The organism is uncultured Albimonas sp. (genome assembly GCF_963977235.1).
Lineage (GTDB): Bacteria > Pseudomonadota > Alphaproteobacteria > Rhodobacterales > Rhodobacteraceae > Albimonas.
In genome coordinates this window covers 89166-114727 of sequence record NZ_CAXBOD010000002.1, presented here as the reverse complement: position 1 = coordinate 114727, position 25562 = coordinate 89166, and the positions used below count along the sequence as shown (strand labels likewise).

The following is a 25562-nucleotide window of genomic DNA, read 5'->3' as shown; positions in this document are numbered from 1 at the left end:
AACCGGGCCGCGGCAGGGCCAGGCGCGCCGCGGCCAGCGCCGCGCGCGGCCGACCCCGGACGCCGAAGGCGGGCCCCCGGCCCGCCGTCCCGAGGCCCGCGCCCCGCGCGGGTCGAGATGAAGGAATGCCCGCGCCCCGCGGGCGCCGTTTGATTGCGGAACGCCGCCCCCTGCGCCGCGATGCCGCTCGGGCGCGGAGGCGCGACGCCACCCGTATCCGCTCACAGCCGTGACGCAGGCGGCCCCGGCGCAAACCCCGAGCGCGCGCCTGCCAGAGGTCGCGCGACCCTGATCTCAGCCCTCGACATCCTCGCGCAGGGCCTCGAGCTCCAGCCACTCGTCCTCGGCCGCCGCCAGCGCCGCCTGGCGCTGGTCGAGCGCGGCGGTCGCCCTGGCGAACTTGTCGGGCGCCTTGGCGAACAGCTCCGGATCGGCCAGCAGCGCCTCCAGCTTGCCGATCTCGGCCGTCAGCTGGTCGATCTCGCCCGGAAGATCGTCGAGCCGCCGGGTCTGCTTGAACGACAACTTGCGCGCCTGCCCGCCCTTCGCCGCCGCCGGCGCAGGGGCCGCCACAGGCGCGGGCGCCGCAGCCTTGGCGGGCTTGGCGGGCTTCGCCGGCTCTGGCGCGCTTTCCTGCAAACCGTGGATCGGCGGCCCGCCGCGCTGGGAGACCATGTCCGACCAGCCCCCGGCATAGACCGTCGCCCGCCCGTCCCCCTCCATCACCACCGTGGTTCCCGCGGCGCGGTCGAGGAAATCGCGGTCGTGGCTGACCAGCAGCACCGTGCCGTCGTAGTCGTCCAGCAGCTCCTGCAGCAGGTCCAGCGTCTCGACGTCGAGGTCGTTGGTCGGCTCGTCCAGGATCAGCAGGTTCGACTCGCGCGCCATGATCCGCGCCAGCAGCAGCCGCGCCCGCTCGCCCCCCGACAGCGCCTTCACCGGCCCGCGGGCCTGGCGGTCGTCGAACAGGAACTCCTTGAGGTAGCCCACCACATGCTTGGGCCGCCCGCGCACCATCACCTGGTCCGAGGCGCCCGAGACCGCCATGTCGGGATCGTTGGTCAGCGTCTCCCACAGCGACCGTTCGGGGTCGAGCGCGCTGCGCGCCTGGTCGAACACCGCCGGCAACAGGTTCGTGCCCATCACGATCTTGCCGCTGTCGGGCGCGATCTCCCCGGTCAGCAGCTTGATCAGCGTGGTCTTGCCCGCGCCGTTGGGGCCCACGAAGGCCACCCGGTCGCCGCGCTGCACCTTGATCGAGAACTCGCGGATGATCGCCCGGTCGCCGTAGGTCTTGGCGATCTCCTCGGCCTCGACCACCCGCTTGCCCGAGGGGGCGGCGCTTTCCAGCGCCATCGCGGCCGTGCCCGTGCGCTGGCGCTGGCCGGCGCGCTCGGACTTCATGTCGTGCAGACGGCGCACCCGGCCCATGTTGCGCTTGCGCCGGGCCGAGATGCCCTCGACCGCCCAGACCGACTCCTGCTTGATCAGGCGGTCGAGCTTGTGGCGCGCCTGGGCCTCCTCCTCGAAGATCTTGTCGCGCCAGTCCTCGAAGGCGGTGAAGCCCTGGTCCAGCCGGCGAACCTGGCCGCGATCGACCCACAGGATCTGGCGGGTCAGCGCGCGCAGGAAGGCCCGGTCGTGGGAGACCAGCACGAACGCCGCGCGGGTCTGCTTCATCCGCTCTTCCAGCCAGGCGATGGCGGCGATGTCGAGGTGGTTGGTCGGCTCGTCGAGCAGCAGCAGGTCCGGCTCCAGCGCCAGCACGCGCGCGAGCGCGGCGCGACGGCGCTCGCCGCCCGAGGCGGTGGCCGGGTCCTGGTCCTCGGGGACCTTCAGCCCCTCCATCGCCATCTCCGCGCGCCAACGCTCGGCGTCGTCGAGCGGCTCGGCGACATAGTCGCCCAGCGTCGCGAAGCCGGCGAAGTCGGGATCCTGGGGCAGGTAGCCCACCGAGGCGCCGGGGCGCAGGAAACGGTCGCCGCCGTCGGCTTCGACCAGGGCCGCCATCACCTTCATCAGCGTCGACTTGCCCGAGCCGTTGCGGCCCACCAGGCAGATGCGGTCGCCGGGCTGCACGGCGCAGGAGAGCCCGGAGAACAACGGATCGCCCCCGAACCCGAGGGAGATGTCGGCGAGCGTAAGGATCGGAGGTTCGGCCATGCCCCGCGCGGTATCGGCCACCGCGCGGGGCGTCAAGCGGGCGCGTGCGCGAGGGGAGAAAGGGACGCGGCCCCGGCCCCCCGGACCGCGCCTCCGGTCCCGAGCGCAGAAGGCGGGCCCCCGGCCCGCCGTCCGCGAGGCCCGCGCCCCTGCGCGGGACGAGGCAGGGGATTGCCCGCGGCACGCGGGCGCCGCTGGATCGCGGGACGCCGCCCTCCGCGCGCCGCCGCCGCCCGGGCGCAAGGGGCGCGGGCGGCCCCCCGAACCACGTCGCCGCCGCCCCGGCCGACCCTGCGGCAGGTTTGCGCAGGCCCGGCGCCGGTGCTAATCCCCGTCCTCCGGCCCCGCCGGGGCGCCGCGAGCCGTGGCGCGGGCGGGGGCGGGACGAACGCAGGGGTTCAACACGGCCGCCCGGCCCGGATGCGGGAACAAGGGGCGGCGCCAGGGAGGACGACCATGAACACCACCGACACCTGGGCGGCGCTCAGCCGCCGCGGCTGGATGCGGCTTGCGGGCGCCGCGGCGATGGGCGCCGCCGCGCTCGGCGCGCTTGGCCTGCCCCAGGCCGCCGCGGCCGACGACAAGGTCACCGTCGGCGCGCTGCGCTTCACCTCGCATGCGCCCAGCTTCATTGCGGTCGAGCGCGGCTACTTCGCCGACGAGGGCCTCGAGGTCGAGCTGAAGTTCTTCCAGGCCGCCCAGCCCGTCGCCGTGGCCATCGCCTCGGGCGACATCGACTTCGGCGTCACCGCGCTGACCGGCGGTTTCTTCAGCCTCGCCGACAAGGGCGCGCTGAAGGTGATCGCAGGCGTCTACGCCGAGGATCCGAGCGCCAACGGCACCGCCCTGCTCGCCTCCAACCAGGCCTTCGAGGCCGGGCTCAAGACGCCCGCCGACCTCAAGGGCCACAGCTTCGGCATGACCCAGCAGGGCTCGTCCTTCCACTACCAGGCCGCCCTCTTCGCCGAGGCCAACGGCTTCACGGTCGAGGATCTGGACCTCAAGCCCCTGCAGAAGGTGGGCTCGATGATCGGCGCGCTGAAGTCGGGCCAGGTCGACGCCATCGCCATGGTTCCCCACATCGCCAGCGCGCTCGACGCCGGCGGCGCCGCCCACATCATCGGCTGGCTGAAGGACATGGGCCACTACCAGGTCACCACCGTCTTCACCTCGACCGAGAACGCAGAAGAGAACCGCGACATGGTCGAGCGCTTCCTGCGCGCCTACCGGCGCGGCGTCGAGGACTACGCCGCCGCCTTCCTGGCCGAGGACGCCGATCCCGCCGCGACCGACGCGATGGTCGAGCTGATCCACAAGTACGTCTACGCCGACCAGCCGCTGGAGCAGGCGGCCAAGTCGATCCGCGCCGGCGCCGTCTACATGTCGACCGACCTCGACGTCGCCGACGTCGAGAAGCAGCTCGCCTGGTTCCAGGCCCACGGGCTCGCGCCCGAGGGGCTGACCACGCAGGAGCTCGTCGACGCGAGCTACGCCGCCGCCAACTGACACCCCTCGGGGCCGGCCATCGCGCCGGCCCCGACGCCTTTCGGGAGCCCGCCATGGACCTCGCCCTCTCCCACGTCTCGCACCGCTACAACGGGGTGGAGGTGCTGCGCGACATCTCCATCGAGGCGCCCTCGGGCCGGATCGTCTGCCTGGTGGGCCCCTCGGGCTGCGGCAAGTCCACCCTGCTGCGGTTCCTCGGCGGGCTGGAGCGGCCCGACGAGGGCGAGGCGCTGATGGCCGGCGACCCGCCGCCAGGCTGCCTCAACCCGCTGACATACATCTTCCAGGATTTCGCGCTGCTGCCCTGGCGCTCGGCGCGGGGCAACGTCAGCCTGGCGCTCGAGGACCATCGCCTGTCCCGGCGCGAGCGCGAGGAGATCGTGGCCGACGTGCTCGCCCGCACCGGGCTGAGCGATTTCGCCGACGCCCTGCCCCGCCAGCTCTCGGGCGGCATGAAGCAGCGGGTGGCCATCGCCCGCGCGCTGGCCGTCCGCCCCGCCTGCCTGTTGATGGACGAGCCGCTCTCGGCGCTGGACAGCCAGACGCGGGAGCTGCTGCTCGACGACCTGCAGGGCCTGTGGGAGCGGGAGCGCTTCGGCGCCGTCTACGTCACCCACAACCTCGCCGAGGCGGTGCGGCTCGGCCACCACGTCGTGGTCCTCTCGCGGCGTCCGGGCCGGGTGCGCGAGGTGGTCGAGATCGACATGCCGCTCTCGGAACGCAAGGCCCGCGCGCCGGAGCTCGAGGCCCACCAGCAACGCCTGTGGGAGCTGATGCGCGAGGAGGCGATGGCCGCCGACCAGGAGATCGCCGATGTCTGACGCCACGATCCCCCATGCCGGCGCCGCCGGCGCCGCGCCGGCCGGCGCCTCGCCCTCCCGCATCCGCCCGGTGCCGTTCCGGGGCGGTGGCTTTCGCCCGATGCCGCGGCGCTGGGTGGGTCCGGTGGTCTTTGCGGTCCTGATCGCGGTGTGGGAGGTCGGCTCGCGCTTCGGCTGGATCAGCCCCATCGTGCTTCCCGCCCCCTCCGAGGCGCTGGAGGCCTTCGCGAACCTCGCCCGGTCGGGGCAGCTGGCGCTGCACCTTCAGGCCTCGCTGTCGCGTCTGGTGCAGGGGTGGATCTTCGGCACGCTCCTGGGGGTGGCTTTCGGCTTTGCGGCGGGGCTGTTCAGCCTGGCGCGGGCGGGGATCGTGCCGCTGGTGGCGGCGTTCTTCCCGATCCCCAAGATCGCGCTGCTGCCGCTGTTCATCATCTGGTTCGGGATCGGCGAGGAATCCAAGGTCGCCACGATCCTGTTCGGCACCTTCTTCCCCACCGTGATCGCGGTCTACGGCGGCGTCGACGGCGTCGACCGCGGGCTGGTGCGGATGGGGCAGAGCTTCGGCCTCTCGCGCTGGTCGATCATCCGCAAGATCGTCCTGCCCGGCGCGATGCCGGCGATCCTGTCGGGGTTCCGGATCTCGGCCTCGATCGCGATCATCCTGCTGGTGGCCGCCGAGATGATCGGCGCGGAATACGGCATCGGCGCCTATGTGCTGCTCGCCGGCAACCTGATGGCGACCGACCAGCTGGTGGCGGGCGTCGCGATGCTCTCGATCCTCGGCCTCACGGTCAGCTGGCTGATCGGACGGCTCGAGAAGCGGGTGCTGCGCTGGCGGTAATCCGCGCGGCGGCCCGGATTGCGCCCTGTCGGCAGGCCGCGGGGGCTTGACCCCTGCCGGCCGGCCGGTTGACCCTCCGGATCGGGCGGCCCCCGCCTGCCCGCGAGCGGCCGCGCGAGACGGCCCCGAAGGAGGATCCCCGCTTGACCGACAGAACCGTGCGCGCCGCCGTCTGCACCGCGCTGACCGGCCCCGACTCCGTGCGCGTGCAGGACTGGCCCAGCCGCGCGCCCGGTCCGGGCGAGGTGCGGCTGCGGCTGGCCGCCTCCTCGGCCAACTATCCCGACCTGCTGATGACCCGCGGCCTCTACCAGTTCCGCGAGGCGCCGCCCTTCGTCCCCGGGCTGGAGGCCGCCGGCGTCGTCCTGGACGTGGGCGAGGGCGTCACCGGCTGGGCTCCGGGCGACCGCGCCGTGGCCATGGTCGGCGCCGCCGGCGCAGGCTTCGCCGAGGAGACCACGATCAACGCCTCCGCCCTGCTGCCGACGCCCGAGGGGATGTCGGACGCCGCCGCCGCCTCGCTCTACGTGGGGCACTACACGGGCTATGTCGGGGTGGTGGACCGCGGCCGCCTGCAACCCCACGAGACCATGGTCGTCTTCGGCGCGGCCGGCGGCGTGGGGCTGGGGGCGGTGCAGATCGGGCTGGCGCTGGGGGCGCGGGTGATCGCCACCGCCTCGTCCGAGGCCAAGCGCGAGATGCTGCGCGCCGAGGGGGTGGAGCATGTGCTCGACCCCGCCGATCCGGCCCTGCGCGAGACCATCAAGGAGATCGGCGGCGGCGGCGTGGATCTGGTCTATGACCCGGTGAACGGCGAGATGTTCGACCTCGGCCTGCGCGTCCTGCGCCCGGAGGGGCGGCTCGCGGTGATCGGCTTCGCCGGCGCGGGGTCCGAGAGCGACAAGTCGGCGATCCGGCCCGCGCCCTCCAACATCGTGCTGATCAAGGAGATCGAGATCGTGGGCGTGCGCGCCGGCCAGTTCGGCCGCCGCCACCCCGAGAAGCTGCAGGCGGCCTGGAAGCGGATGGGCGAGTGGCACGCCCAGGGCAAGCTCGACCCGCATGTCTCGCGGCTCTACCCGCTCGACCAGGCCGCCGACGCGCTGCGCGCGCTCGAGGATCGCGGCGTGGTGGGCAAGATCGCGGTGACGATGGGCGGCTGACCGCGCCCCCGGGCCCGTCCGGCGCGGGCGGGCCCGACAGTTCCTGACAGGCTCCGCCGCGGCAGGCGGGGGCGGGGACTCGACAGGCGGCGGCGGGCGGCCGACAATCGGAACATAACGGGAACAAACCTGACCGAGTCGCCCCGGCGTCGCGGCGGAGGGCTGCGGCCTCCGCCCCCTGCGCAGGCGTGCGCGCGGCCCGGGGACGGGGCGCGTCGGAGCCCCGACGGGGGGGGACCCGACGACCGACACGCCGCCCGCCTGCAACCATCGGGGCTCGCCATGCCTGCGCCGTCCTCCAAGCCCGCCGCCGCGCCGCGTCCTGCCGAGGGGCGGCGGATCCTGTGCCTGTGGCTGCCCCGGCTGGCGGCGGAGCGGGAGCTGCGGCGCCCCGGCTCGGCGCATCTTCTGGGCACGGGCGAGGCGGAGGAGGCGTTCGCGGTGGCCGAGGACGGTCCCTCGGGCCTGCGTCTGGTCTCATGCAACGCGGTCGCCGAGGCGGCGGGCCTGGCGCCGGGGATGGGGCTGGCGGACGCGCGCGCCATCCACCCCGCGCTCGCCACCCGGATGCGCGACCGGCTGGGCGAGGCGCGGTTCCGCGAGGGGCTGCTGCGCTGGGCCGGGCGGTTCTCGCCCTGGGCGGCGCCCGAGGCGCCCCCCGACACGCCGGAACTGGCGGGCGAGGGGGGGCTCGCGCTGGACGTCTCGGGCTGCGCGCACCTGTTCGGGGGCGAGGGCCCGATGGCTGCGCGGATGGTGGAGGAGCTGGCCGAGCTGGGCCTGACCGCGCAGGCCGGCGTCGCCGACAGCCGCGGCGCGGCCTGGGCGCTGGCCCGCTGCGGGCTGGCGCCGGGCGGGGCCCGTGACGATCCCGCCGACGCCCCCCTGCCCGGCCGCGACGGCGACGCGATCCGTCAGGACGCCCCCGCCACGCGGGTGCGCTCGCCCTCCCGCGCCGGCCCCCGCCGAACCGCGCCCTTCCAGGCGGCGCCGCGAGAAATCCTGCCCTCAGGCGCGGGGCCGGCCGCCCCCCCCTCCGATCGCGCGGGCGCGCGGAACAGTGGATTCGATCGCGCGGGCCCGCGCGAAGAAGCCCCCGATCGCGCGGGCGCGCGCGAAGAAGCCCCCTCCCGCGGGGGGCCAAAGGGCGGCTGGGCGCGTCCGCGCGGCGGGGCTCGGCGGCCGGGGGGCGAGGCGGCGGAGCTGTCCGCGACGGCGCGCGGGCCGGTGGCGATCGCCCCGCCAGGCGGCGCGCGCGCGGCGCTGGCGGGCCTGCCGGTGGCTGCGCTGCGTCTGCCGCCGGCGACCTCGGCGGCGCTGGTCCGGCTGGGGCTGCGTCGGATCGGGGACCTTTACGGGATCCCGCGCGCCACCTTGGCGCGGCGCTTCGGGATCGAGCTCTCGGCCCGGCTCGACCAGGCGCTGGCCCAGGCGCCCGAGCCGGTCTCGCCGGTGCGTCCGCCCCGCCCCCATGCCGTGCGCCTGACCCTGCCCGAGCCCATCGGCCTGCGCGGCGACCTGGAGGCGGCGCTGGGCCGGCTGCTGGCCCGGCTCTCCGAGCGGCTGGAGGCGGAGGGGCTGGGCGCGCGCCGCCTGCGCCTGGCGATCCGCCGGGTGGACGGGACCGAGCAGGCGCGCGAGCTGGGGCTGGCGCGCCCCGGCCGCGACCCCGAGCGGCTGGCCCGGCTGTTCGACCAGGCGCTCGACGACTTCGAGGCGGGCTATGGAATCGACGCCGTGCGGCTGCAGGCCACCGTGGTCGAACCGTTGCACATGGTTCAGCGCCGCGGCCATTTCGAGGCGCGGGCCGAGGCCGAGGCGCGGCGCAAACCCGGCGGCGGGGACGATTTCGCGGACCTTCTGGGGCGGCTCGGCTCGCGCATCGGGCTCGACCGGCTGCTGCGCTTCGAGGCGGCCGACACCCATATCCCCGAGAAGACCGCCCGCCTGGTTCCCGCCGCCTACGCCGCGGCGCCGAGCGCGGCCTGGCCGCCTCCGCCGGGCCCCCGCCCGGTGCTGATGCTGCGCCCCGAGCAGCTGACCATCCTGACGCCCGGACGCCCGCCCCCGGTGTTCCGCTGGCGGCGGCTGGAACGGCGGATCGCCTTCGCCGAGGGACCCGAGCGAATCGCGCCGGAGTGGTGGCTCGACGACCCCGACTGGCGCGCCGGCCCGCGCGACTACTGGCGGATCGAGACCGCGCGCGGCGACCGGCTATGGCTGTTCCAGACCGTCGGCAAAGCCGCCGTGGCGAAGGGAGAACAGTGGACCTGGTTCGTTCAGGGGGTCTTCGCATAGGCCGCGCGCTGCGCTGCGGAATGGCGTATGGAAACCGTCTCGGCGGCCGATTCGGGGGACGAATCGGCCAGGCCGGGACAGGGCGTGAGGAGTCGCCTGCAATGCCCCCCCTTCCCCGGAACCTCCCCCAGAACTTCCGGCCTCCACGCCTGCCGGCGGACGCCCCGGACGGCGCCCGCGCCCGGCCCCGCAGGCCGGGGCAGGCTCCGCTGCGGCCCCGCGCCCGGACATTCGCGACGCGGATCGCGACGGAGCTGGCGTCCACCCGCGTGAAACCCCACGTGCAGACAGATGCGCCGCCCAAGGCGAACCGCCCGCGTCGCGCCCCCGCGCGTCGGGCCGTTCTCGCCGTCGTCTGAAGGCGATAGACTGCGCCATGACGACCGCTGCGGGCGCCGCAATGCGGCAGGCCGTTGGCCAGAGCCATTATTTCGCCGGATACGCGCCCCGACGCGGCCGTTTCGGACGGCTTTGCTGCTCGCCATGAACAGCCGCCGCCGAATCCCCAGCGCCGAGCCCGCCCTCCCGACGCCCGACCTCGCCGGACGCCGTGGCGCGTCGTGCGCGCGCCGGGCGCGGGACGCGGCGGGCGGGGACCGTCCCGGCCTTTCCGACCTTCGAGGGGACTTCGCCAGCTCATGAATCGGGACGTGTTTCACGCCGCCACCTGGTCGCTCGACCGACGCCGCTTCATCGCGGGGGCCGGCGCAGCGACGCTGATGGCCGCCGCCCCGGCGGGCTCGACCACGCCCGCGGGCGCCGCCCAGGCCCAGGAGGCCGAGCCGAGCGTCTTCGACTTCGAGGACGTGATCGACCAGGCGCGCGCGCTGGCGGCCAAGAGCTATTCGTCCAGCAGGCAGACCCCCGGCGGGCCGTTCGCCGATCTCGGCTACGACAAGTACCGCTCGATCCGCTACCGGCCCGAGGCGCGGATCTGGCGCGGGGAGAACCGCGGCTTCGAGCTCGACCTGATGCCGCCGGGCTCGATCTACACCGACCGGGTCAACGTCTCGGTGATCGAGAACGGCGCGCCCCGGCCGCTGCCCTTCGACGCCCAGGCCCTGCACTTCGACCCCGAGCGCTTCGACCTGCCCGAGGGCCGCGCGCCCGAGGGCGCGGGCGACGGGCTGAGCTGGACCGGCTTCAGGATCCGCTTTCCGCTCAACCGCCCCGAGGCGATGGACGAGGTCGCCGTCTTCCAGGGCGCGAGCTACTTCCGCGGCGTCGCGCGCAACCAGATCTTCGGGCTCTCGGCGCGCGCGCTGGCGATCAAGACCGGCGCGCCGGGGGGCGAGGAGTTCCCCGTGTTCACTCAGTTCTGGGTCCACCGCCCCGACGAGGCCGCGGCCGAGATCCTGGTCCACGCGCTGCTCGACAGCCCCTCGGTCGCGGGCGCCTACGAATTCCTGGTCCGCCCGGGCGCCGAGACCACGATGGACATCCGCTCGGTCCTGATCCCGCGCGAGGACATCCAGGAGATCGGCGTCGCCCCCCTGACCTCGATGTACTACTTCGGAGCCAAGGAGCGCGGGCGCGTCGACGACTATCGCGACGCGGTGCACGACAGCTCGGGCCTGCAGATGATGACCGGCGCCGGCGAGCGTCTGTGGCGCCCGGTGCAGAACCCCGCCACGCTGCAGATGTCGTTCTTTCAGGACGAGAATCCCAAGGGCTTCGGCCTGGTGCAGCGCCAGCGCGACTTCGCCTCCTATTCCGACGCCGAAGCGCGCTACGAAAAGCGCCCCTCGGCCTGGGTCGCGCCGGCGCAGGGCTGGGGCAAGGGCGGCTCGATGCTGGTCGAGATCCCGACCCAGTCGGAGTTCAACGACAACATCGTCAGTTTCTGGCGCCCGGCCGCGACGATGGAGGCCGGCAAGACCTACGGCTTCGACTATCGCCTGTACTGGTGCGGGCTGCCGCCCGACGACGCGCCGACCGCGCGCGTGGTCTCGACCCGGGGCGGGCGCTCGATCCACGCCGAGAACAGCCGCCTGCTGGCGGTGGACTTCGAGCTGGGCGACCGCGGCATGACCGGGCTCGAACCGCGGGTCGAGGTCTCGGGCGCGACGATGGAGAACGTGCACTTCTACGGCATCCCGGGCGGCAGCCGCGCCCGCGTGGTGATGCGCTTCGTCCCCCCCACGGGCCCGGGCGCCGAGTTCCGGCTGCAGCTTTTCGACGCCACGAGCAGCGATCCCGTTTCCGAGACCTGGCTTTACCGGTGGACCCCGTCATGACCGCTCCCTCGCCCTTTCCGGGCGCGCCCCACGGCCGGGCCGCGACGCCCCCGGCCGGCATCGAGGCGCAATCCTCAGAGCCTCGCAGCCTCGCCTCTTTGAAGGCGCGCGCCATGGGCCCCACGCCGCCGCGCGCGCCCCTCGAGATGCCGGCGCAGAACCTGCGCCGCTCGCCGCCCGCGAAGTTCCGCCCGCAGTCCTGGCGGACCGTCGGCGCGCGGATCCTGACCTTCGGCGGCGCGCTGGCGCTGACCATCCTGGGCGCCGACCAGATGCTGCGCGCCTTCGATCCCGACGCGGTCAACGGGCTTCAGATCGCGCTGCGGGCCCTGTTCGTGGTCACCTTCGGGTGGATCGCGCTGTCGGCCTGCGCGGCGCTGGCCGGGCTGATCTTCGCGCCGCGGGCGCCCAGGACCGACGCCTCGGCGCCGCTGCGCTCGCGCACCGCGATCGTGATGCCGGTCTACAACGAGGACGCCGCCGCCTCCTGCGCCGCGCTGACCGCGATGGCGCGCGGGCTCGAGGCGCTGGGCCACGCGCGCCACTTCGAGATCTTCGTGATCTCCGACAGCCGCGACCCCGACGTGTGGGTGGAGGAGACCACCGCCGTCGAGGCGCTGCGCCGCGAGCTTGAGGGCGTGATGCCGGTCTGGTACCGGCGCCGCCCGTTCAACACCGCGCGCAAGTCCGGCAACGTGCAGGACTTCGTCGAGAAATGGGGCGGGCGCTACGATTTCTTTCTGGCGCTGGACGCCGACAGCCTGATGGAGGGCGCGACCATCGCCGAGATGGTTCGCCGGATGGAGGCGCGCCCGCGCCTGGGCCTGTTGCAGTCGAACCCGGCGCTGGCCTTCGGCTCGACGCCGTTCGCGCGGCTCCAGCAGTTCGCCGGCGCGCTCTACGGCCCGGTCGTCGCCCGCGGCGTCGCGGCCTGGCAGGGCACCGACGGCAACTTCTGGGGCCATAACGCGGTGATCCGCACCCGGGCTTTCGCGGCCTCGGCCGGCCTGCCCGAGCTGTCGGGGCGCAAGCCCTTCGGCGGCCATGTCCTTTCCCACGATTTCGTCGAGGCCGCCCTGCTGCGCCGCGCCGGCTGGGAGGTGCGCATGGATCCCGACCTGGGCGGCAGCTGGGAGGGCTCGCCGCCCTCGCTGCTGGCCGCGTCCGTGCGGGACCGGCGCTGGGCGCAGGGCAACCTGCAGCACGCCAAGATCATCGGCGCGCGCGGCCTGCGCTGGCCCAACCGGGTGCATTTCGCCATCGGCATCGGCAGCTACCTGATGTCGCCGATCTGGCTGATCATGATCTGCGTGGGCCTCGCGCTGACCGCCCAGGCGATCTGGTTCCGGCCGGAGTACTTCCCCTCGGGCTTCCAGCTGTTCCCGACCTGGCCGCGGTTTGACTCCGAGCGGATGCTGACGCTGTTCCTGGTCTCGATGGGTCTGCTGATGACGCCCAAGATCATCGGCATCCTCAACGCCATCCTGGTCGGCGAGCGCCGCCGCTCGATGGGCGGGGCGCTTCGCATCCTGTGGGGGGCGAGCGCCGAGATCCTGCTTTCGGCGCTGGTCGCCCCGGCGATGATGATGATGCAGAGCCGGCACGTCTTCGACATCCTGATGGGCCGCGACGCGGGCTGGGTCCCGCAGGAGCGTGAGGGCGCGGCCCTGCCCTGGCGGATGGCGATCGCGGCGCACTGGGGGCATGTCTCGATCGGCGTGCTGCTGGCGATCGCGCTGTGGCTGACCCAGCCCGAGGTGCTGATCTGGCTGTCTCCGGTCCTGGTGGGGCTGGCGCTGTCGCCGCTGATCTCGCGGATCAGCGGGGACCCGAAGGTGGGCGCGGCGCTGCGCCGGATGCGGCTGCTGGACACGGCCGGCGACCTGCGCGCGTTCCCCGCCGCGGTGACGGCGCAGGCTGCCGAGACGCGGATCCGCGACGGCGTCGCCGACAGCCTGACCGCGCTGCTGGCGCGGCCCGACCGCTTCGACGAGCACGCCGCCGGCGTGGACGCCGAGCTCGAGGCCGAGGCCGACACCGAGTCCCGCCAGCTTGCGCGGGTGACGGCGGCGGCGAAGATCCAGGCGGCGAGCTCGCCCGCAGAGGCGCTGCGCTGGATGTCGAAGGAAGAGCGCACGGCGCTCGCCGGTCGCCGCGACCTGCTGGAGGCCTGGCGGGCCTGCGGCGACGCGCCCGACCCCGCCGCCAAGGCCGCGGAGTAGGCGCGGCGGGCCCAGGCGCCCGCGGTTGAAAAGATCGGAAGGCCCGGCGGTTCGCCGGGCCTTTTGCGTTGGCGGGGGCCGAGCGCCGGCGCAGCGGGCGGCGCGTGGGCGGGCGTTGCGCAGGAGGCCCCGGGTCAGGCCCGGGGCGCCCGTGCGACGGACGGCAGGCGCGAGGAAGCGTGGGGCCGCCGACAGGACGGGCTGCCCCCCAAAGCGCAAGGATGCCCGCGGCTCGCGGAGGGAACGCGGGGGCGCTGCGGGGCGCCGAAAGGCGAACGGGCCGCCCCCTGAGGGGGCGGCCCGGCGTGATCCGCGCTGACGGCTGGGATCAGAAGTTCAGCGACAGGTCGCGGTGGTTGGCCTCGCAGGCCGCGATCGACAGGGCCATCTCGGAGGGCATCCGCTGCAGCGCGCGCGCGCCGACCGAGCGCGTGATCCCGTCGACATAGGCCTGCAGGCCCGGCGCCAGCTCCTCGCGGGCGCGGTCGCGCCAGGCGAGCTCGGCGTCGAGGGCGGCCAACGCCGCATCCATCCCCGCCAGGGCCTCGGCCTCGTCGGGATTGTCGCCGCGCAACGCCCCGCGGGCGTCGTTGACGCCCGAGCGCACGTCCGAGGCGCCCTCGATCTCGCCCACGCGGCTGCGCAGGTCGCTGACCGGGTCCACCAGATCGGCGGCCGGCTCCTGGCCGATGCGGGCGCGGAAGGCCTCGAGCTCGGGGCGGATCTCGCGCAGGGCCTCGGTCGCGGCCAGCACCGCCTCGAGCTCGATCGCCGCCTCGGCCGCGCCCTCGCCGGCCCGGCGGTAGTCGCGCCGCAGGTCCTGCTCGGTCTTGTTGAGGGCGGCGAAGGTCTCGTAGGCGGCCTCCCAGCGATCGGGGATCTGGGCCTTGAGGGTCTCGATCCGGGCCTGATGCTCGGCGAGCTCGGCCCGGGCCTCGGCCTGCTCGGCCTCGCTGCCGGGGTTGAGGCGCAGCATCCGCTCCAGCGCCTCGATCTCGACCTCCTCGCGCAGGATGTCCCGCTCGAGCCGGCGGACCTCGTCGTGGAGCGGACGATACTCCACCGCCGCGCGCGCGACGGCCTGGCCGGCCTCGTCGGCCTGGGGAAGGGTCGCGAGCGCCGTCTCGGCGTTGTCGAACCCCTCGCGCAGGTCGTCGGCGTAGTCCTCGGGCAGGTAGCTCATCTCCAGCGCGCGACCGTCGGAGATCACCCGCCGGATCGCGTCGCCCTCGGTGCGCACCAGCTCGGAGGTGTAGTCCTCGAGGCAGGCCTGCAGGCGCGGGTTGCGGGGCGGGGGCGCGGTCTCTGCCGTCAGGTTCACCCGCAGCGGCAGGTAGTTCACCAGCGGCGGATACAGCCCCACGATGGCCAGCGCCGAGAGCTGCAGGGCGATGAAGGCGATCACCCCCTTGTAGATCTCGGTCGTCTTCACCGAGCTCGGCGCCACGCCGCGCAGGTAGAACAGCGCGAAGCCGAAGGGCGGCGTCAGGAACGAGGTCTGGATGTTCAGACCGATCATCACCCCCAGCCACACCGCGGTGATGTTGGCGGTGGGGTCGGCGAGCAGGATCGGGGCCACGATCGGCACCACGACGACCGCGATCTCGATGAAGTCGAGGAAGAAGCCGAGGATGAAGATCACCGCCATGACGATGACGAACTGCGACCAGAACCCGCCGGGCAGGCCCTGCAGGAAGTGGCGCACCAGCTCCTCGCCGCCGAAGGCCCGGAACGCGGCCGTCAGCACCGCGGCGCCCATCAGGATGATGAACACCAGCGAGGTGGTCTTGGCCGTCTCGGTCATCACGCCCTTGAGCGTGTTCTCGATGTTCATCACCCGGATGCCGGCCCAGGCCAGCGAGGCGAGCAGCGCGGCCGCGGCGAACAGCGCGAGATAGAGGCCGGTCTGGTCGTCGTCGGGCCCGATGGCCTTGATGTTCAGCGGCCAGATCGTGCCGATGACATAGAGCGCGATCAGCGAGCCGATGGCGATCAGCGCGGGCCAGTAGGCGCCCGGCTCATCCTCCTTGAGGCGGTAGGAGGCCATGATCAGCGCGCCGGCCGCGCCGATGGCGCCGGCCTGGTTGACGGTCGCCACGCCCGCGATGATCGAGCCCAGCACCAGGAAGATCAGCGCCAGCGGCGGCACCAGGATCAGGAGCATCTTGCCCCAGAACTTCAGGTTCCGCTCGCCCTCGTAGGACACCGCCGGAGCGAGCTTGGGCTTGAGCAGCGCGAAGACCAGGATGAAGGCCATGTAGAGGCCCACCAGCAGCATGCCCGGCACGAAGGCGCCGAGAAACATCTCGCCCGCCGAAGTGCCCGAGACGTCGAGCTCGGAAGGCATCGAGATCTCGCCTGTGGCGGCCTTGTGCAGCGCCTTGCGGGCGTTGGAGGCCTGGTCGGTGGCCGAGGCCAGCTGGTCGGCCAGGATGATCAGCACGATCGAGGGCGGGATGATCTGCCCCAGCGTGCCCGAGGCCGCGATGGTGCCGGTGGCCAGCGGCTTGGAATAGCCGTTGCGCATCATCGCGGGCAGCGAGATCAGGCCCATGGCGACCACGGTGGCGCCCACGATGCCGGTGGTGGCCGCCAGCAGCGCGCCCACGAACACGACCGAGATCCCCAGGCCGCCCGGGACCGGCCCGAACAGCTGGGCCATGGCGACCAACAGATCCTCGGCGATCTTGGAGCGCTGGAGCATGATGCCCATGAAGATGAACAGCGGAATCGCGATCAGCGTGTCGCGTTCGACCTCCCAGTAGACCCCTCGGAGGTTGGTGACCCCCGCCGAGAGCCACTGGGACGGGCCTCCGACCTCGAAATAGGCGTCGGGCGAGCCGTCGAGCAGATAGCCCGTCAGCGCGGCCAGCGCGATGGTCAGGATCGCGGAGCCGGGCAGCGCGAAGGCGACCGGAAAGCCGGAGCCCAGCGCGACGGCCATCAGCGCGACCAGAACGCAGATGAAGAAGATTTCCATGGTCTCGTTGGTCCCTCGTCGCGCCTCAGGAGATGGCCGCGCCTTCGTGTTCCTTGTGGCCCGGATCGCCGCGCCGGTCGGCGACGGCGTCCAGCATCATCGCGGTGAACTGGATCATCATCGAGATCGCGAAGATGCCCAGGAACCCTGCCATCAGGTATTTGACGTACATGCCGAAGTTGGTCTGCGTGACCTCGAAGTTCAGCAGCGGCGCCATGATGATCGAGGTGCGCGAGCCCATGCCCAGCACCAGGATCGTCCAGCACAGCGTGGTCCCGAGCGCGATCGCGCCCACCGCGTTCACCAGCCCGCGCAGCTTGATCCCGAAGGTCGCGTAGAACACGTCCACCCGCACGTGACCTTCCTCGAGCAGCGTGTAGGCCGAGGCGAACAGGAACAGCGCCGCGTACCAGAACCGCACCAGGTCGCCCATGAACGACTGCTCGTAGGAGAAGATGAAGCGGGTGATCACGATCAGCAGCTCGGACACCACGATCATCAGCGCGAGCCAGGTGAAGCCCAGCGTGCGGGTGAAGAAGGCGGTGAGAAAGCCCAGCGCGATCAGCGGCAGGTGCACGTGGACGCCGCGGAACTGCGGGCGGCCCAGCTCGGTCTCGAGCGCGGCGCCGACAAGCTCGCCGAGCATCCCCTCGACCCGGAAGAACGAGATCGCGGCGTCGACCAGCCCGACGTAGAGCACCGCGAAGAAGGCGCCGCGGATCAGCCAGAAGTTGAAGGCGGTGATCCGGTCGGCGTCCTCGCGCAGGCCGATGACCGGGGTGCGCAGGACCAGACCGCAGCCGACCAGGGCGGCGAGCGGATACATCAGCACCAGCAGCCAGCCGCGCAGGTCGCCGCCGCCGGCCAGCGCCTCGCCCGGTCCGGGGATGCCCACGATCTGGACCAGCCAGACCTGGATCACGAAGGTGGCGAGCACCGCAAGGTTCGCCCAGGCGAGACACCGGAACAGCCGGTCCACGCCATCGTTGCCGCCCGCGCGCCCGATGCGCCGGGTGGGATCGTCGGCCGCGATCATCCGCGCCTCCCTGGAATGAAAATCGCGGACGGGGGAAAACCCCCGTCCGCGTGCGAAGTCAAGCGCATGCGCTTGCCGGCGGTCAAGACGACCGCGCGGCGATGCAGATCGGTCAGAGACCCAGCACGCGGTTGCGCTGGTTCACGAAGTTCAGCTCGAAGTCCTTCATGTAGCCGGCGAGGCTGCGAAGGTTCTCCTGGAAGCCGGAGTTGATCCGCGCGGCCAGGTCCGAGTGGTCGGCGGTCTCCTCGAAGACCTCCTCGGCCGCTTCCCCGAAGCCCTCCCAGGCGTCGTCCGAGAAGCTGCGCAGCTCCACGCCGTTGTCGTTGACCATGCGCGAGAGATACTCGCCGTTCAGCGCCGTCGCCTCGTTGTAGGAGTTGGCGAACTCCTGCTCGGTGGCCGCGGTGACGATGGCCTTCTCCTCCTCGGAGAGGTCGGCCCACCACTGGGCGTTGAAGCCCATGCACATGCCGCCGCCCGGCTCGTGCATGCCGCCGGTGTAGTAGTACTTCGCCGCGTCGAAGAACTTCATGAAGTAGTCGTTGTAGGGGCCGACCCACTCGGTGGCGTCGATGGCGCCCGAGACCAGGTTCTCGTAGATCTGGCCGCCCGGCAGCGAGACCACCGAGACGCCGAGCTTGGTCATCACCGAGCCGCCGAGGCCCGGAATGCGCATCTTCAGCCCGCGCAGGTCGTCGACCGACTCGATCTCCTTGTTGAACCAGCCGCCGGCCTGGGCGCCGGTCGAGCCGGCGGGCAGCGCCTTGATCCCGAAGCCGCCCGACAGCTCGTCCCACAGCTCCTGACCGCCGCGGAACTTCAGCCAGGCCGCCCACTCGGGGTTGGTCATGCCGAAGGGCACGGAGGAGAAGTAGGAGAAGCCGGGATGCTTGCCGGCCCAGTAGTACTCGGCCGCCGAGTAGGCCTGGGCGTTGCCCGAGGCGACCTCGTCGAAGCTGTCGAAGGCGCCCACGCGCTCCCCGGCCGCGAAATACTGGGTCTGGATCTTGCCGCCGGAGATCCGGGTGATGTTCTCGGCCACGCGCTGGGCCGACATGCCCACGCCGGGGAAGTCGCGCGGCCAGGTGGAGACGATGATCATCTCCTTGCGCGACTGGGCGAGGGCGGGGGCGGCAAGCGCCGGGACGGCGACGCCGCCCAGCGCGGCGCCCTTCAGGAACAGACGACGGTCCATCGGGAACTCCTGCGGTCGAAGGACGGGTCGGGGACAGGCCCCGATCCGAGGGTCGAGGCGGAGTTACCGTCGCGGCCGTTTCGTCGCAATGCGCCGGCGCGACATTTTCTAAGGGAACCGCACGATTCGGCGACATCTGTCGCAACGTCATGGGGTTGCAAGGCGCCTGACGCAGCGTCAGGAGCGAGGTCGCGAGCCGCGCCGCGCGAGAGGGCGAGTCGCCGCCGCACCGGGACCGCCCGTCGCGGGCGTCCCTGCGGCTCGAGTTGGCCTGACTCTCGCGCATCGCGCTGTCTGTCGCCCCATGCTGGTGATCGCGATCCCCGGCAGCTCGCCTCCCCGCCCGGAGGACCGGCGGGGAGGGGAGCGGCCGGGTTCGAAGACGGCGCCCCTCCCCCCGCGCGGCGGACGGGAGGGGCGCCGTGAAACCGGAACGGCGGACGACGCGGCCAGGCGCCACGGACGTCCGCCGCGGACGACGCCGCCCGGGGGCGGCGCCGGCGATTCAGCCCGGGCTCAGAGGCCGAGCACGCGGTTGCGCTGGTTCACGAAGGTGATCTCGAAGTTCTTCATGAACGTGCCTTCCTCGCGCAGGGCGGCCTGGAAGTCGTCGTTGATCTTCTTGGCCAGCGGCGAGTGGTCGGCGGTCTCATCGAAGACCTCCTCGGAGGCTTCGCCGAAGGAGTCCCAGACCTCGTCGGAGAACGACTCCACCTGCACGCCGTGGTCGTTGACCATCCGGGTGAGGTAGGCGCCATTGTTGGCGATCGCCTCCTCGGCCTGGTTGCCGAGCTCCTCGTAGGCGCAGGCGGTGATCATCGCCTTCTCCCAGTCGGACAGCGTGCCCCACCACGACGCGTTCATGCCCAGCGACAGACCGCCGCCCGGCTCATGCATGCCGCCGGTGTAGTAGTACTTGGCGGCCTCGTAGAGCTTCATGAAGTAGTCGTTGTAGGGCCCCACCCACTCGGTCGCCTCGATGGCGCCGGAGACCAGGTTCTCATAGATCTGGCCGCCGGGCAGCGAGACGGTGGAGACGCCCAGCTTGGACATCACCGAGCCGCCGAGGCCGGGAATGCGCATCTTCAGCCCGCGCAGGTCGTCGGGCGTCTCGATCAGCTTGTTGAACCAGCCGCCGGCCTGGGTGCCGGTGGCGCCGCAGGGCAGGCACTTGAGGCCGAACTCGCCGCCCAGTTCGTCCCACAGGGCCTGGCCGTTCTTGTACTTGATCCAGGCGTTCCACTCGGTGTTGGTCATGCCGAACGGCACCGAGGTGAAGTAGGCCCAGCCCGGATGCTTGCCGGTCCAGTAGTAGTCCGCGCCGATGTAGGCCTGCGCGTTCCCCGAGGCGACTTCGTCGAAGCTGTCGAAGGCGCCCACACGCTCGCCGGCGGCGAAGTACTGGGTGACGATCCGCCCCTCGGTCAGCTGGGTGATGCGCTCGGCCAGGCGCTGCGCCGAGGTGCCCAGGCCGGGGAAATCCCGCGGCCAAGTGGAGACGATGATCATCTCCTTGCGTTCCTGAGCGATGGCCGGCGCGGCCAGCGTGGACGCAGCCACGCCCCCGAGCGCGGCGCCCTTGAGAAACTGGCGTCTCTCCATGAGATCCTCCCTGTATGTCGACGCCGACGTACGGGGCTCCCTTCCCCTGGCCGGCGATGCAGGGACTAAACCAGAGGGGGACCGCGCCGACAATCGCCATTCAGCCGCTTTTTGGCCATTTTCAGCACCTTCTTGCGGGTATGTCGCCGATCCTGAACGCGGGCCGTATTGGAATCCGCGCGCCCGGGCGCGATTGACCCAACGCCCGCCGCGGCGTCGCGCCCATGGCGCGCGGGCCGCGCGCAGGCTACCCCTTCGGAACGAACGGATGGATCGGGGGACCGAGATGGGCGTGTGGCACATCATGCCGGATCACGAGCTGGGCGGCGGCGGCGTGATGATCGCGCGGCTTCTGCAGGCCTTCGACGAGATCGGCGAGGCGGGCCGCCACGAGGCGCTGCTGCCCGCCAACGCCGACGCGCGGATGCGCGAGGTCTTCGCCGGCCTGCCCCACACCATCGGCGCCTTCCCCGGGCGCGGCTCGCCGGTGACGATGGCCGCCGACATCCTGCGCCACGCGAAGCCCGGCGACGTCGCCCACGCCCACGGCAGCCGGGCGGCGATGGCCGCGAGCCTGGCCAAGCTGGTGCGCCCGAAGCTGAAGGTGATCTACACGGTGCACGGCTTCCACGGCCTGGCCCAGCCCGGCCCGATGGGCGTGCGCAAGCGGATCGAGCACCTCTTGGCCCGACGGGTCGACGGCGCCGCCTTCGTCAGCCACGCCGACCAGGCGCTGGCCGCGCGCCACGGCCTGCGCCACCGCGGCCCGGCCGAGGTGATCGAGAACGGCATGCGGGTGCCCGCCCCGGCCCCCGAAGCCGAGCGCGACATCGACGTGCTGTTCGTCGGCCGGCTGGTCTACCAGAAATGGCCCCAGGCCTTCGTCGAGACCGTCGCCGCCCTGCCCCCCGTTGCGGGCCGCGCGCCGAAGGTGGTGATGATCGGCGCCGGCGAGATGGCCCAGGAGGTCGACGCGCTGGCCAAAGCCGCGGGGCTCGAGGCCTTCACCCGCCACGACGGGCTCGCCTCGCCGGAGACGCTGGCGATGATGGGCCGCGCCAAGGTGCTGGCGATGACCTCGCGCTGGGAGGGGCTGCCGACGGTGGCGATCGAGGCCGCCATGGCCGGCGCGCTGGTGATGGGCTACGATATCCCGCCGCTGCGGGGCGTGGTCGAGCCCGACGGCGACGCCCTGCTGACCGCCTCGGATCCCGCCGCGCTGGCCGCCCGGATCGGCGAGATCCTGGCCGACGACCCGGCCCGCGCCGCGCTCGCGGGCCCGCTGCAGACCCGCGTGCTGGAGCGGTTCGCGCCCGAGCGAATGGCCCGACGCTACCGCGCGCTCTACGACGCGGCGGCCTGACCCGCGGGCGCGGCGCCCTCTTCCGTCTCGATCTCGTCGCGCAGATCCTTGCGCGAGAGCTTGCCGACCGGGGTGCGCGGCAGCGCCGGGCGGAAGGCGAGATGGCGGGGGATCTCGTGGCGCCCGAGCCGGTCCTTCAGGAAGGCCTGCAGGCTCTCAAGGCTGAAGGCGTCGTGGCCGGGCTGGAGGGTGACGTAGGCGGCCGCACTCTCGCCACGGTAGGCGTCGGGGCGGCCGATCACCAGGCACTCGGCCACCGAGGGGTGCTCGTAGATCGCTTGCTCGATCATCTGGGGATAGACGTTGAAGCCGCCCGAGAGGATCAGGTCCTTCTTGCGGTCGACCAGCCAGAAGAACCCGTCGGCGTCCATCCGCCCCACGTCGCCGGTCAGGAACCAGCCGTCGGGGGCCCGGCTCTCGGCGGTGGCGTCGTGGCGGTTCCAGTAGCCCGAGGCGATGTTGGGGCCGCGCACGGCGATCTCGCCGACCTCGCCGGGGGGCAGGTCGCGGGCGGGGTCCTCGGCGTCGACCACCTTCAGCTCGACGTTGGGCAGCGGCACGCCGATGGTGCCGGGGCGCTCATGCTGGGCGCCGCGGGGGATCGAGGTGCCGGCGGCCGCGGTTTCCGTCATCCCCCAGCCGCCGAGGATCGGCAGGCCGGTCACGCGCTCGTATTTCATCTGCACCTCGACGGGCAGCGGCGCGCCGCCCGAGCCGCAGTTGCGCAGCGAGGAGATGTCGCGCGTCTCCATCTCCGGGTGCTGGGCCATGGCGATCCACATGGTCGGCACGCCGGGCAGGTAGGTGACGCGGTGGCGCTCGATGTCGGCCAGCGCCTGACCGGCGTCAAAGCGCATCCGCAGCACCATGGTCCCGCCCAGCCGGGCCGAGGACAGAAGGATCACGATCAGCGCGTAGATATGGAACAGCGGCAGCAGGCACAGCGTGACCTGGCGATCGGCGGCGCCATAGGTCGCGTCCGACCATTCGCGCATCGCCGCGGTGGCCGCGACCAGGTTGCGGTGGCTGAGCATCGCGCCCTTGGGCAGGCCCGTGGTGCCGCCGGTGTATTGCAGCAGCGCCACGTCGGCCGGGTCCCCGTCGAGGTCGGGCTGGGTCTCGGGCGCGCCGGCGAGCCAGTCGGCGAAGCGGATCACGTCCGGCCGGCCCGGGGTCTCGGCCAGCGGCGCCTCGAAGGGGCCCCACTCGTCCTCGTCGCACAGGATCACCCGCTCGCAGGCGCCCTCGTCCAGCAGGCGGACGGCCATCTCGACCATCTGCGGCAGGTTCAGGGTGACGAGGGTCCGGGCGCCCGAATCCTCGATCTTGTGGGCCAGCACCCGCAAGGGGTCGAGGGGGCTGAGCAGCGTCACCCGCAAGTCGGCGGCCAGCGCGCCGAAGAAGCAGATCGGGTGGAAGGCGGTGTTGGGCAGGTAGATCGCCAGCGCGTCGCCCCGCCCCATCCCCTCGCGGCCCAGCGCGTTGGCGACCTGCCAGGCGCGGGCGGCGAGGCCCGACCAGCTCAGCGTCGCCTCGCGGTGCAGGATCGCGGCGCGCTCGGGGTGATTGCGGGCGGCGTCGCGCAGAAGCTGCGGGACGGTGAGGTCCGGGACGGGGATGCGCCAGGCGGCGCCGGCCGGGTAGTGCGCCTCCCACGGGTGGGGAGTGCGGGCGTCGGCGGCGTCGGTCATTTCGGTTCTCCGGGGCGGCGCGGAAGATCCTGACGCTAGAAGCGCGCCGGACGGTTTTCAATGCCCGGGTCGGCGCGGCTGCAACGTCGCGGCGTCCGGGGGGGGCCGGGTTTCGAGGATCTGGTATGGGGATCGTATCGGGATCGGGGCGCCGGGCGCATCGGGATCGCGGCGCGCCGCTTGCCGGCCCGGATTCCATGCTGCACCTGCGAGGCGTCGTGCCGCGGCGCGGGCGGGTTGACCGGCGCCGTCCCGCGACGGACATTGGCGCCAGACCCGCTCGACCTGCCGCCCGGTCGGCGGATCGCGCCTGACGCCCCCCCGAACCACGGAGCTTCGCCCGCATGAAGACCGCCGAAATGCTTGGCGAGCCGCCGCACGACTACGACCCCATCGCCGCCGAGGCGCCGTATCCCTACCAGGAGCTTCTGGGCTACGAGATCGCGGCCTGGGAGAAGGACTTCTGCCGGGTGGAGATGCCGCTCGAGACGCGGCACGAGAACCGCCAGGGCCTGCCCCACGGCGGCGTCCACGCCACCCTGCTCGACACGGCCATGGGCTTTGCGGGGTCCTGGTGTCCCTATCCCGGTCGGGCGCGCAAGGTGATGACGCTGTCGCTGACGGTGAACTACATCGGCCGACCGGGCGGAACCCGCCTGATCGCCGAGGGCCGCGTCACCGGCGGCGGGCGCAAGAGCTATTTCGCCGAGGCGCGGCTGACCGACGACCAGGGCGCGCTGATCGCCACGGCCACCGCCTCGATGCGCTTTCGCGGCAACTCCGGCTCGATCGAGGGCGACCCGGTCTGAGCCCCGCCCGCGGTCGTCGCGGCTACTTCCAGAAGGGCTTCAGGGACGAAAGCGCCTCCCACCGCGCAAGGGCTCTGGTCCAGTCGGCCTCGGCCTGCATCTCCATCCGGCCCATCAGGCGGCCGACGGCGCGCTGGGCGGCGGGATCCTCGGCGCAGGGGGCGCCGGGGCCCGTGAGGCGGGCCTCGGCCATGGCCGCGTCATTCAGGCTGCCGAAGACATTCTGTAGTTTTCTCAGCGCCCTGGCGTAGGGGGCGACGCGCTCCTCCGGCCACATCGGGCCGAAGAAATCCACGCCGTAGCGCAGTTTCTTGAGCTGCTTGCGCAGGTCGTGCCGGGCCTCGATGTCGAGGCTCTCCAGCTCGCGCGCGCATCTGCGCACCTTCTTCCAGCGCCTGGCCAGCGCCGCGGCGGCGGTCTCGCCGACGGGGCGGGCGAGCTGGCCGGTCTGGGCGTGATCGGTCGGCCGCAGCCAGCCGCGCAGCTCGACAAAGGCCGAGAGGTCGATCAGCAGGCGCCGGGCCGCGGGGCCGGCCAGCGCCTCGCGCAGGGCGGCGCGGGCGGCGAGCTGGCGGGCGGCGACGGCCTCTGCCAGCGCCGCGTGGCCGGCGGCGTCGGCCGGGACCAGGGCCGCGGCCGGGCCCAGGATCTCGGCGCTCAGCACATCGAGGTCGCGCAGCTCCCCCGCCGTGGCCGCGAGATCGCGGGCGGCGGCGTTCAGCGCCTCGGCCTGCGGGCCCTGCAGCGCCGGGCCGAACAGCGACAGGGCCGAGCGGGCGCGGCGCAGGCCGACGCGAAGCTGGTGGGGACCCGAGGGCGTGTCGTCCACCAGGCACAGCGCGGCGTTGGCGTCGATCTGGGACAGGCACTCGCGCAGCACCCGGGCGGCGGCGGCCTCGGTCGTCGCCTGTGGGTCGAGCTCGGGCCGGACCGCCCGGCGCGGCTCGGCGAGCGGCAGGGCGGGCCGGCCGGCGTTCAGCGCATGGCCGCGGCCGGCCTTGGACATCTCCGAGAAGCGGGCGGGGACGGTGTCGAACAGGGCGCGCGCGATGTCGTAGATCGCGGCGGGGGCGCCGGACTTCAGCTCCAGCTCCGCCTCGCGGAAGGCGACGCGGGCCTCGCCGGCCACCACCTCGCCGATGTCGATGGCAAGCTCCACCTCGCCCAGCGGGACGACCAGGCGCCGCTCGGTCCGGTCGATCAGCGTCTCGAAGATCGGGTTCAGGGGGGCGTCGCCGACCAGGCTGCGCACCGCCTCGCGCAACCCTGGGTCGGACACGAGATCGAGGTCGAGCCGCCCGCCGGGCGCCGGGGCCTCCGCCTCGCGCATCGAGAACAGGCCCGCGCCCGAGGCGTGGCTGCCCGCCTTCACCGTCTGCACCCAACCCCGCCCGACCTTGCGCAACCGCAGCGCAAAGCCGCCCGCGCGCAGGTCGCCCTCGGGCGTGTCGAAGTAGATCGAGCGCAGCTTCCGCCGGCGTTGCGGGCCCTGCGACAGGCGCTTGAGCGCAGGCGAGGCGCGCAGCGCCCGCTCTCCGGCCTCGTCCAGCAGGAACTTCAGTTCGATCTCGGTCATTCCACGCTTCTAGGACGAGGGGGATTGACAGGACAACGGGCTGTCGAGCCGGGGGC

The 25562-nt window shown here is 72.9% G+C and carries 16 protein-coding genes; 9 read left to right on the top strand and 7 right to left on the bottom strand.

All coding sequences use genetic code 11. From position 1 onward, the window contains the following. Positions 1-294: 294 nt before the first annotated feature. Positions 295-2163 (bottom strand): ATP-binding cassette domain-containing protein, encoded by a 1869-nt coding sequence (locus AAC134_RS02795; RefSeq protein ID WP_339947527.1) that lies wholly within the window; start codon positions 2161-2163, stop codon positions 295-297. 456 nt (positions 2164-2619) lie between these two features. Between AAC134_RS02795 and AAC134_RS02790 the strand changes: the two genes are divergently transcribed. The 7 genes from AAC134_RS02790 to mdoH all read left to right on the top strand — a co-directional run bounded on the left by AAC134_RS02790 (position 2620) and on the right by mdoH (position 13251). Further along, positions 2620-3669 (top strand): ABC transporter substrate-binding protein, encoded by a 1050-nt coding sequence (locus tag AAC134_RS02790; RefSeq protein ID WP_339947526.1) that lies wholly within the window; start codon positions 2620-2622, stop codon positions 3667-3669. 53 nt (positions 3670-3722) lie between these two features. Beyond that, positions 3723-4490: an ABC transporter ATP-binding protein gene (locus AAC134_RS02785; protein WP_339947525.1), complete on the top strand. Its 768-nt coding sequence runs from the start codon at positions 3723-3725 to the stop codon at positions 4488-4490. 100 nt (positions 4491-4590) lie between these two features. Continuing rightward, positions 4591-5331 carry an ABC transporter permease gene (locus tag AAC134_RS02780; RefSeq protein ID WP_339947691.1) on the top strand — a complete coding sequence of 247 codons (741 nt, stop codon included), beginning with the start codon at positions 4591-4593 and terminating at the stop codon, positions 5329-5331. 143 nt (positions 5332-5474) lie between these two features. After that, a complete protein-coding gene (locus AAC134_RS02775) occupies positions 5475-6494 on the top strand; it encodes an NADPH:quinone oxidoreductase family protein (RefSeq protein WP_339947524.1) in 1020 nt (339 codons plus the stop codon). 282 nt (positions 6495-6776) lie between these two features. Further along, positions 6777-8792: a DNA polymerase Y family protein gene (locus tag AAC134_RS02770; RefSeq protein WP_339947523.1), complete on the top strand. Its 2016-nt coding sequence runs from the start codon at positions 6777-6779 to the stop codon at positions 8790-8792. Positions 8793-9430: 638 nt separating this feature from the next. After that, entirely contained in the window at positions 9431-11029 is a 1599-nt protein-coding gene (locus AAC134_RS02765) for a glucan biosynthesis protein (protein WP_339947522.1), read from the top strand. Positions 11030-11142: 113 nt separating this feature from the next. Then, positions 11143-13251 carry a glucans biosynthesis glucosyltransferase MdoH gene (gene mdoH / locus AAC134_RS02760; protein ID WP_339947521.1) on the top strand — a complete coding sequence of 703 codons (2109 nt, stop codon included), beginning with the start codon at positions 11143-11145 and terminating at the stop codon, positions 13249-13251. A gap of 328 nt (positions 13252-13579) precedes the next feature. On the opposite strand, the gene AAC134_RS02755 is transcribed toward mdoH, so the two are convergent. From AAC134_RS02755 to AAC134_RS02740, 4 genes are all read right to left on the bottom strand, one after another. Beyond that, positions 13580-16231, bottom strand: a complete 2652-nt coding sequence (locus AAC134_RS02755; RefSeq protein WP_339947520.1) for an SLC13 family permease — start codon at positions 16229-16231, stop codon at positions 13580-13582. Positions 16232-16256: 25 nt separating this feature from the next. Next, on the bottom strand, positions 16257-17267 hold the full coding sequence (locus AAC134_RS02750; protein WP_339947519.1) for a TRAP transporter small permease subunit: 1011 nt from the start codon (positions 17265-17267) through the stop codon (positions 16257-16259). Positions 17268-17379: 112 nt separating this feature from the next. Next, positions 17380-18465, bottom strand: coding sequence for a TRAP transporter substrate-binding protein (locus AAC134_RS02745; RefSeq protein ID WP_339947518.1), 1086 nt, complete (start codon positions 18463-18465; stop codon positions 17380-17382). Positions 18466-18981: 516 nt separating this feature from the next. Then, entirely contained in the window at positions 18982-20067 is a 1086-nt protein-coding gene (locus AAC134_RS02740) for a twin-arginine translocation signal domain-containing protein (protein WP_339947517.1), read from the bottom strand. A gap of 268 nt (positions 20068-20335) precedes the next feature. Here AAC134_RS02740 and AAC134_RS02735 point away from each other — a divergent pair, with 268 nt between their 5' ends. After that, entirely contained in the window at positions 20336-21430 is a 1095-nt protein-coding gene (locus AAC134_RS02735) for a glycosyltransferase family 4 protein (protein WP_339947516.1), read from the top strand. Here the strand turns inward: AAC134_RS02735 and AAC134_RS02730 are convergent. Continuing rightward, the gene (locus AAC134_RS02730) at positions 21412-23121 is read right to left on the bottom strand and encodes an AMP-binding protein (protein ID WP_339947515.1); all 1710 of its coding nucleotides are present in this window, start codon (positions 23119-23121) and stop codon (positions 21412-21414) included. The genes AAC134_RS02735 and AAC134_RS02730 overlap by 19 nt on opposite strands. Positions 23122-23465: 344 nt before the next feature. Here AAC134_RS02730 and AAC134_RS02725 point away from each other — a divergent pair, with 344 nt between their 5' ends. Then, positions 23466-23930: a PaaI family thioesterase gene (locus AAC134_RS02725; RefSeq protein WP_339947514.1), complete on the top strand. Its 465-nt coding sequence runs from the start codon at positions 23466-23468 to the stop codon at positions 23928-23930. A gap of 22 nt (positions 23931-23952) precedes the next feature. On the opposite strand, the gene AAC134_RS02720 is transcribed toward AAC134_RS02725, so the two are convergent. Then, positions 23953-25506, bottom strand: coding sequence for a CHAD domain-containing protein (locus tag AAC134_RS02720; RefSeq protein ID WP_339947513.1), 1554 nt, complete (start codon positions 25504-25506; stop codon positions 23953-23955). Positions 25507-25562 lie beyond the last annotated feature (56 nt).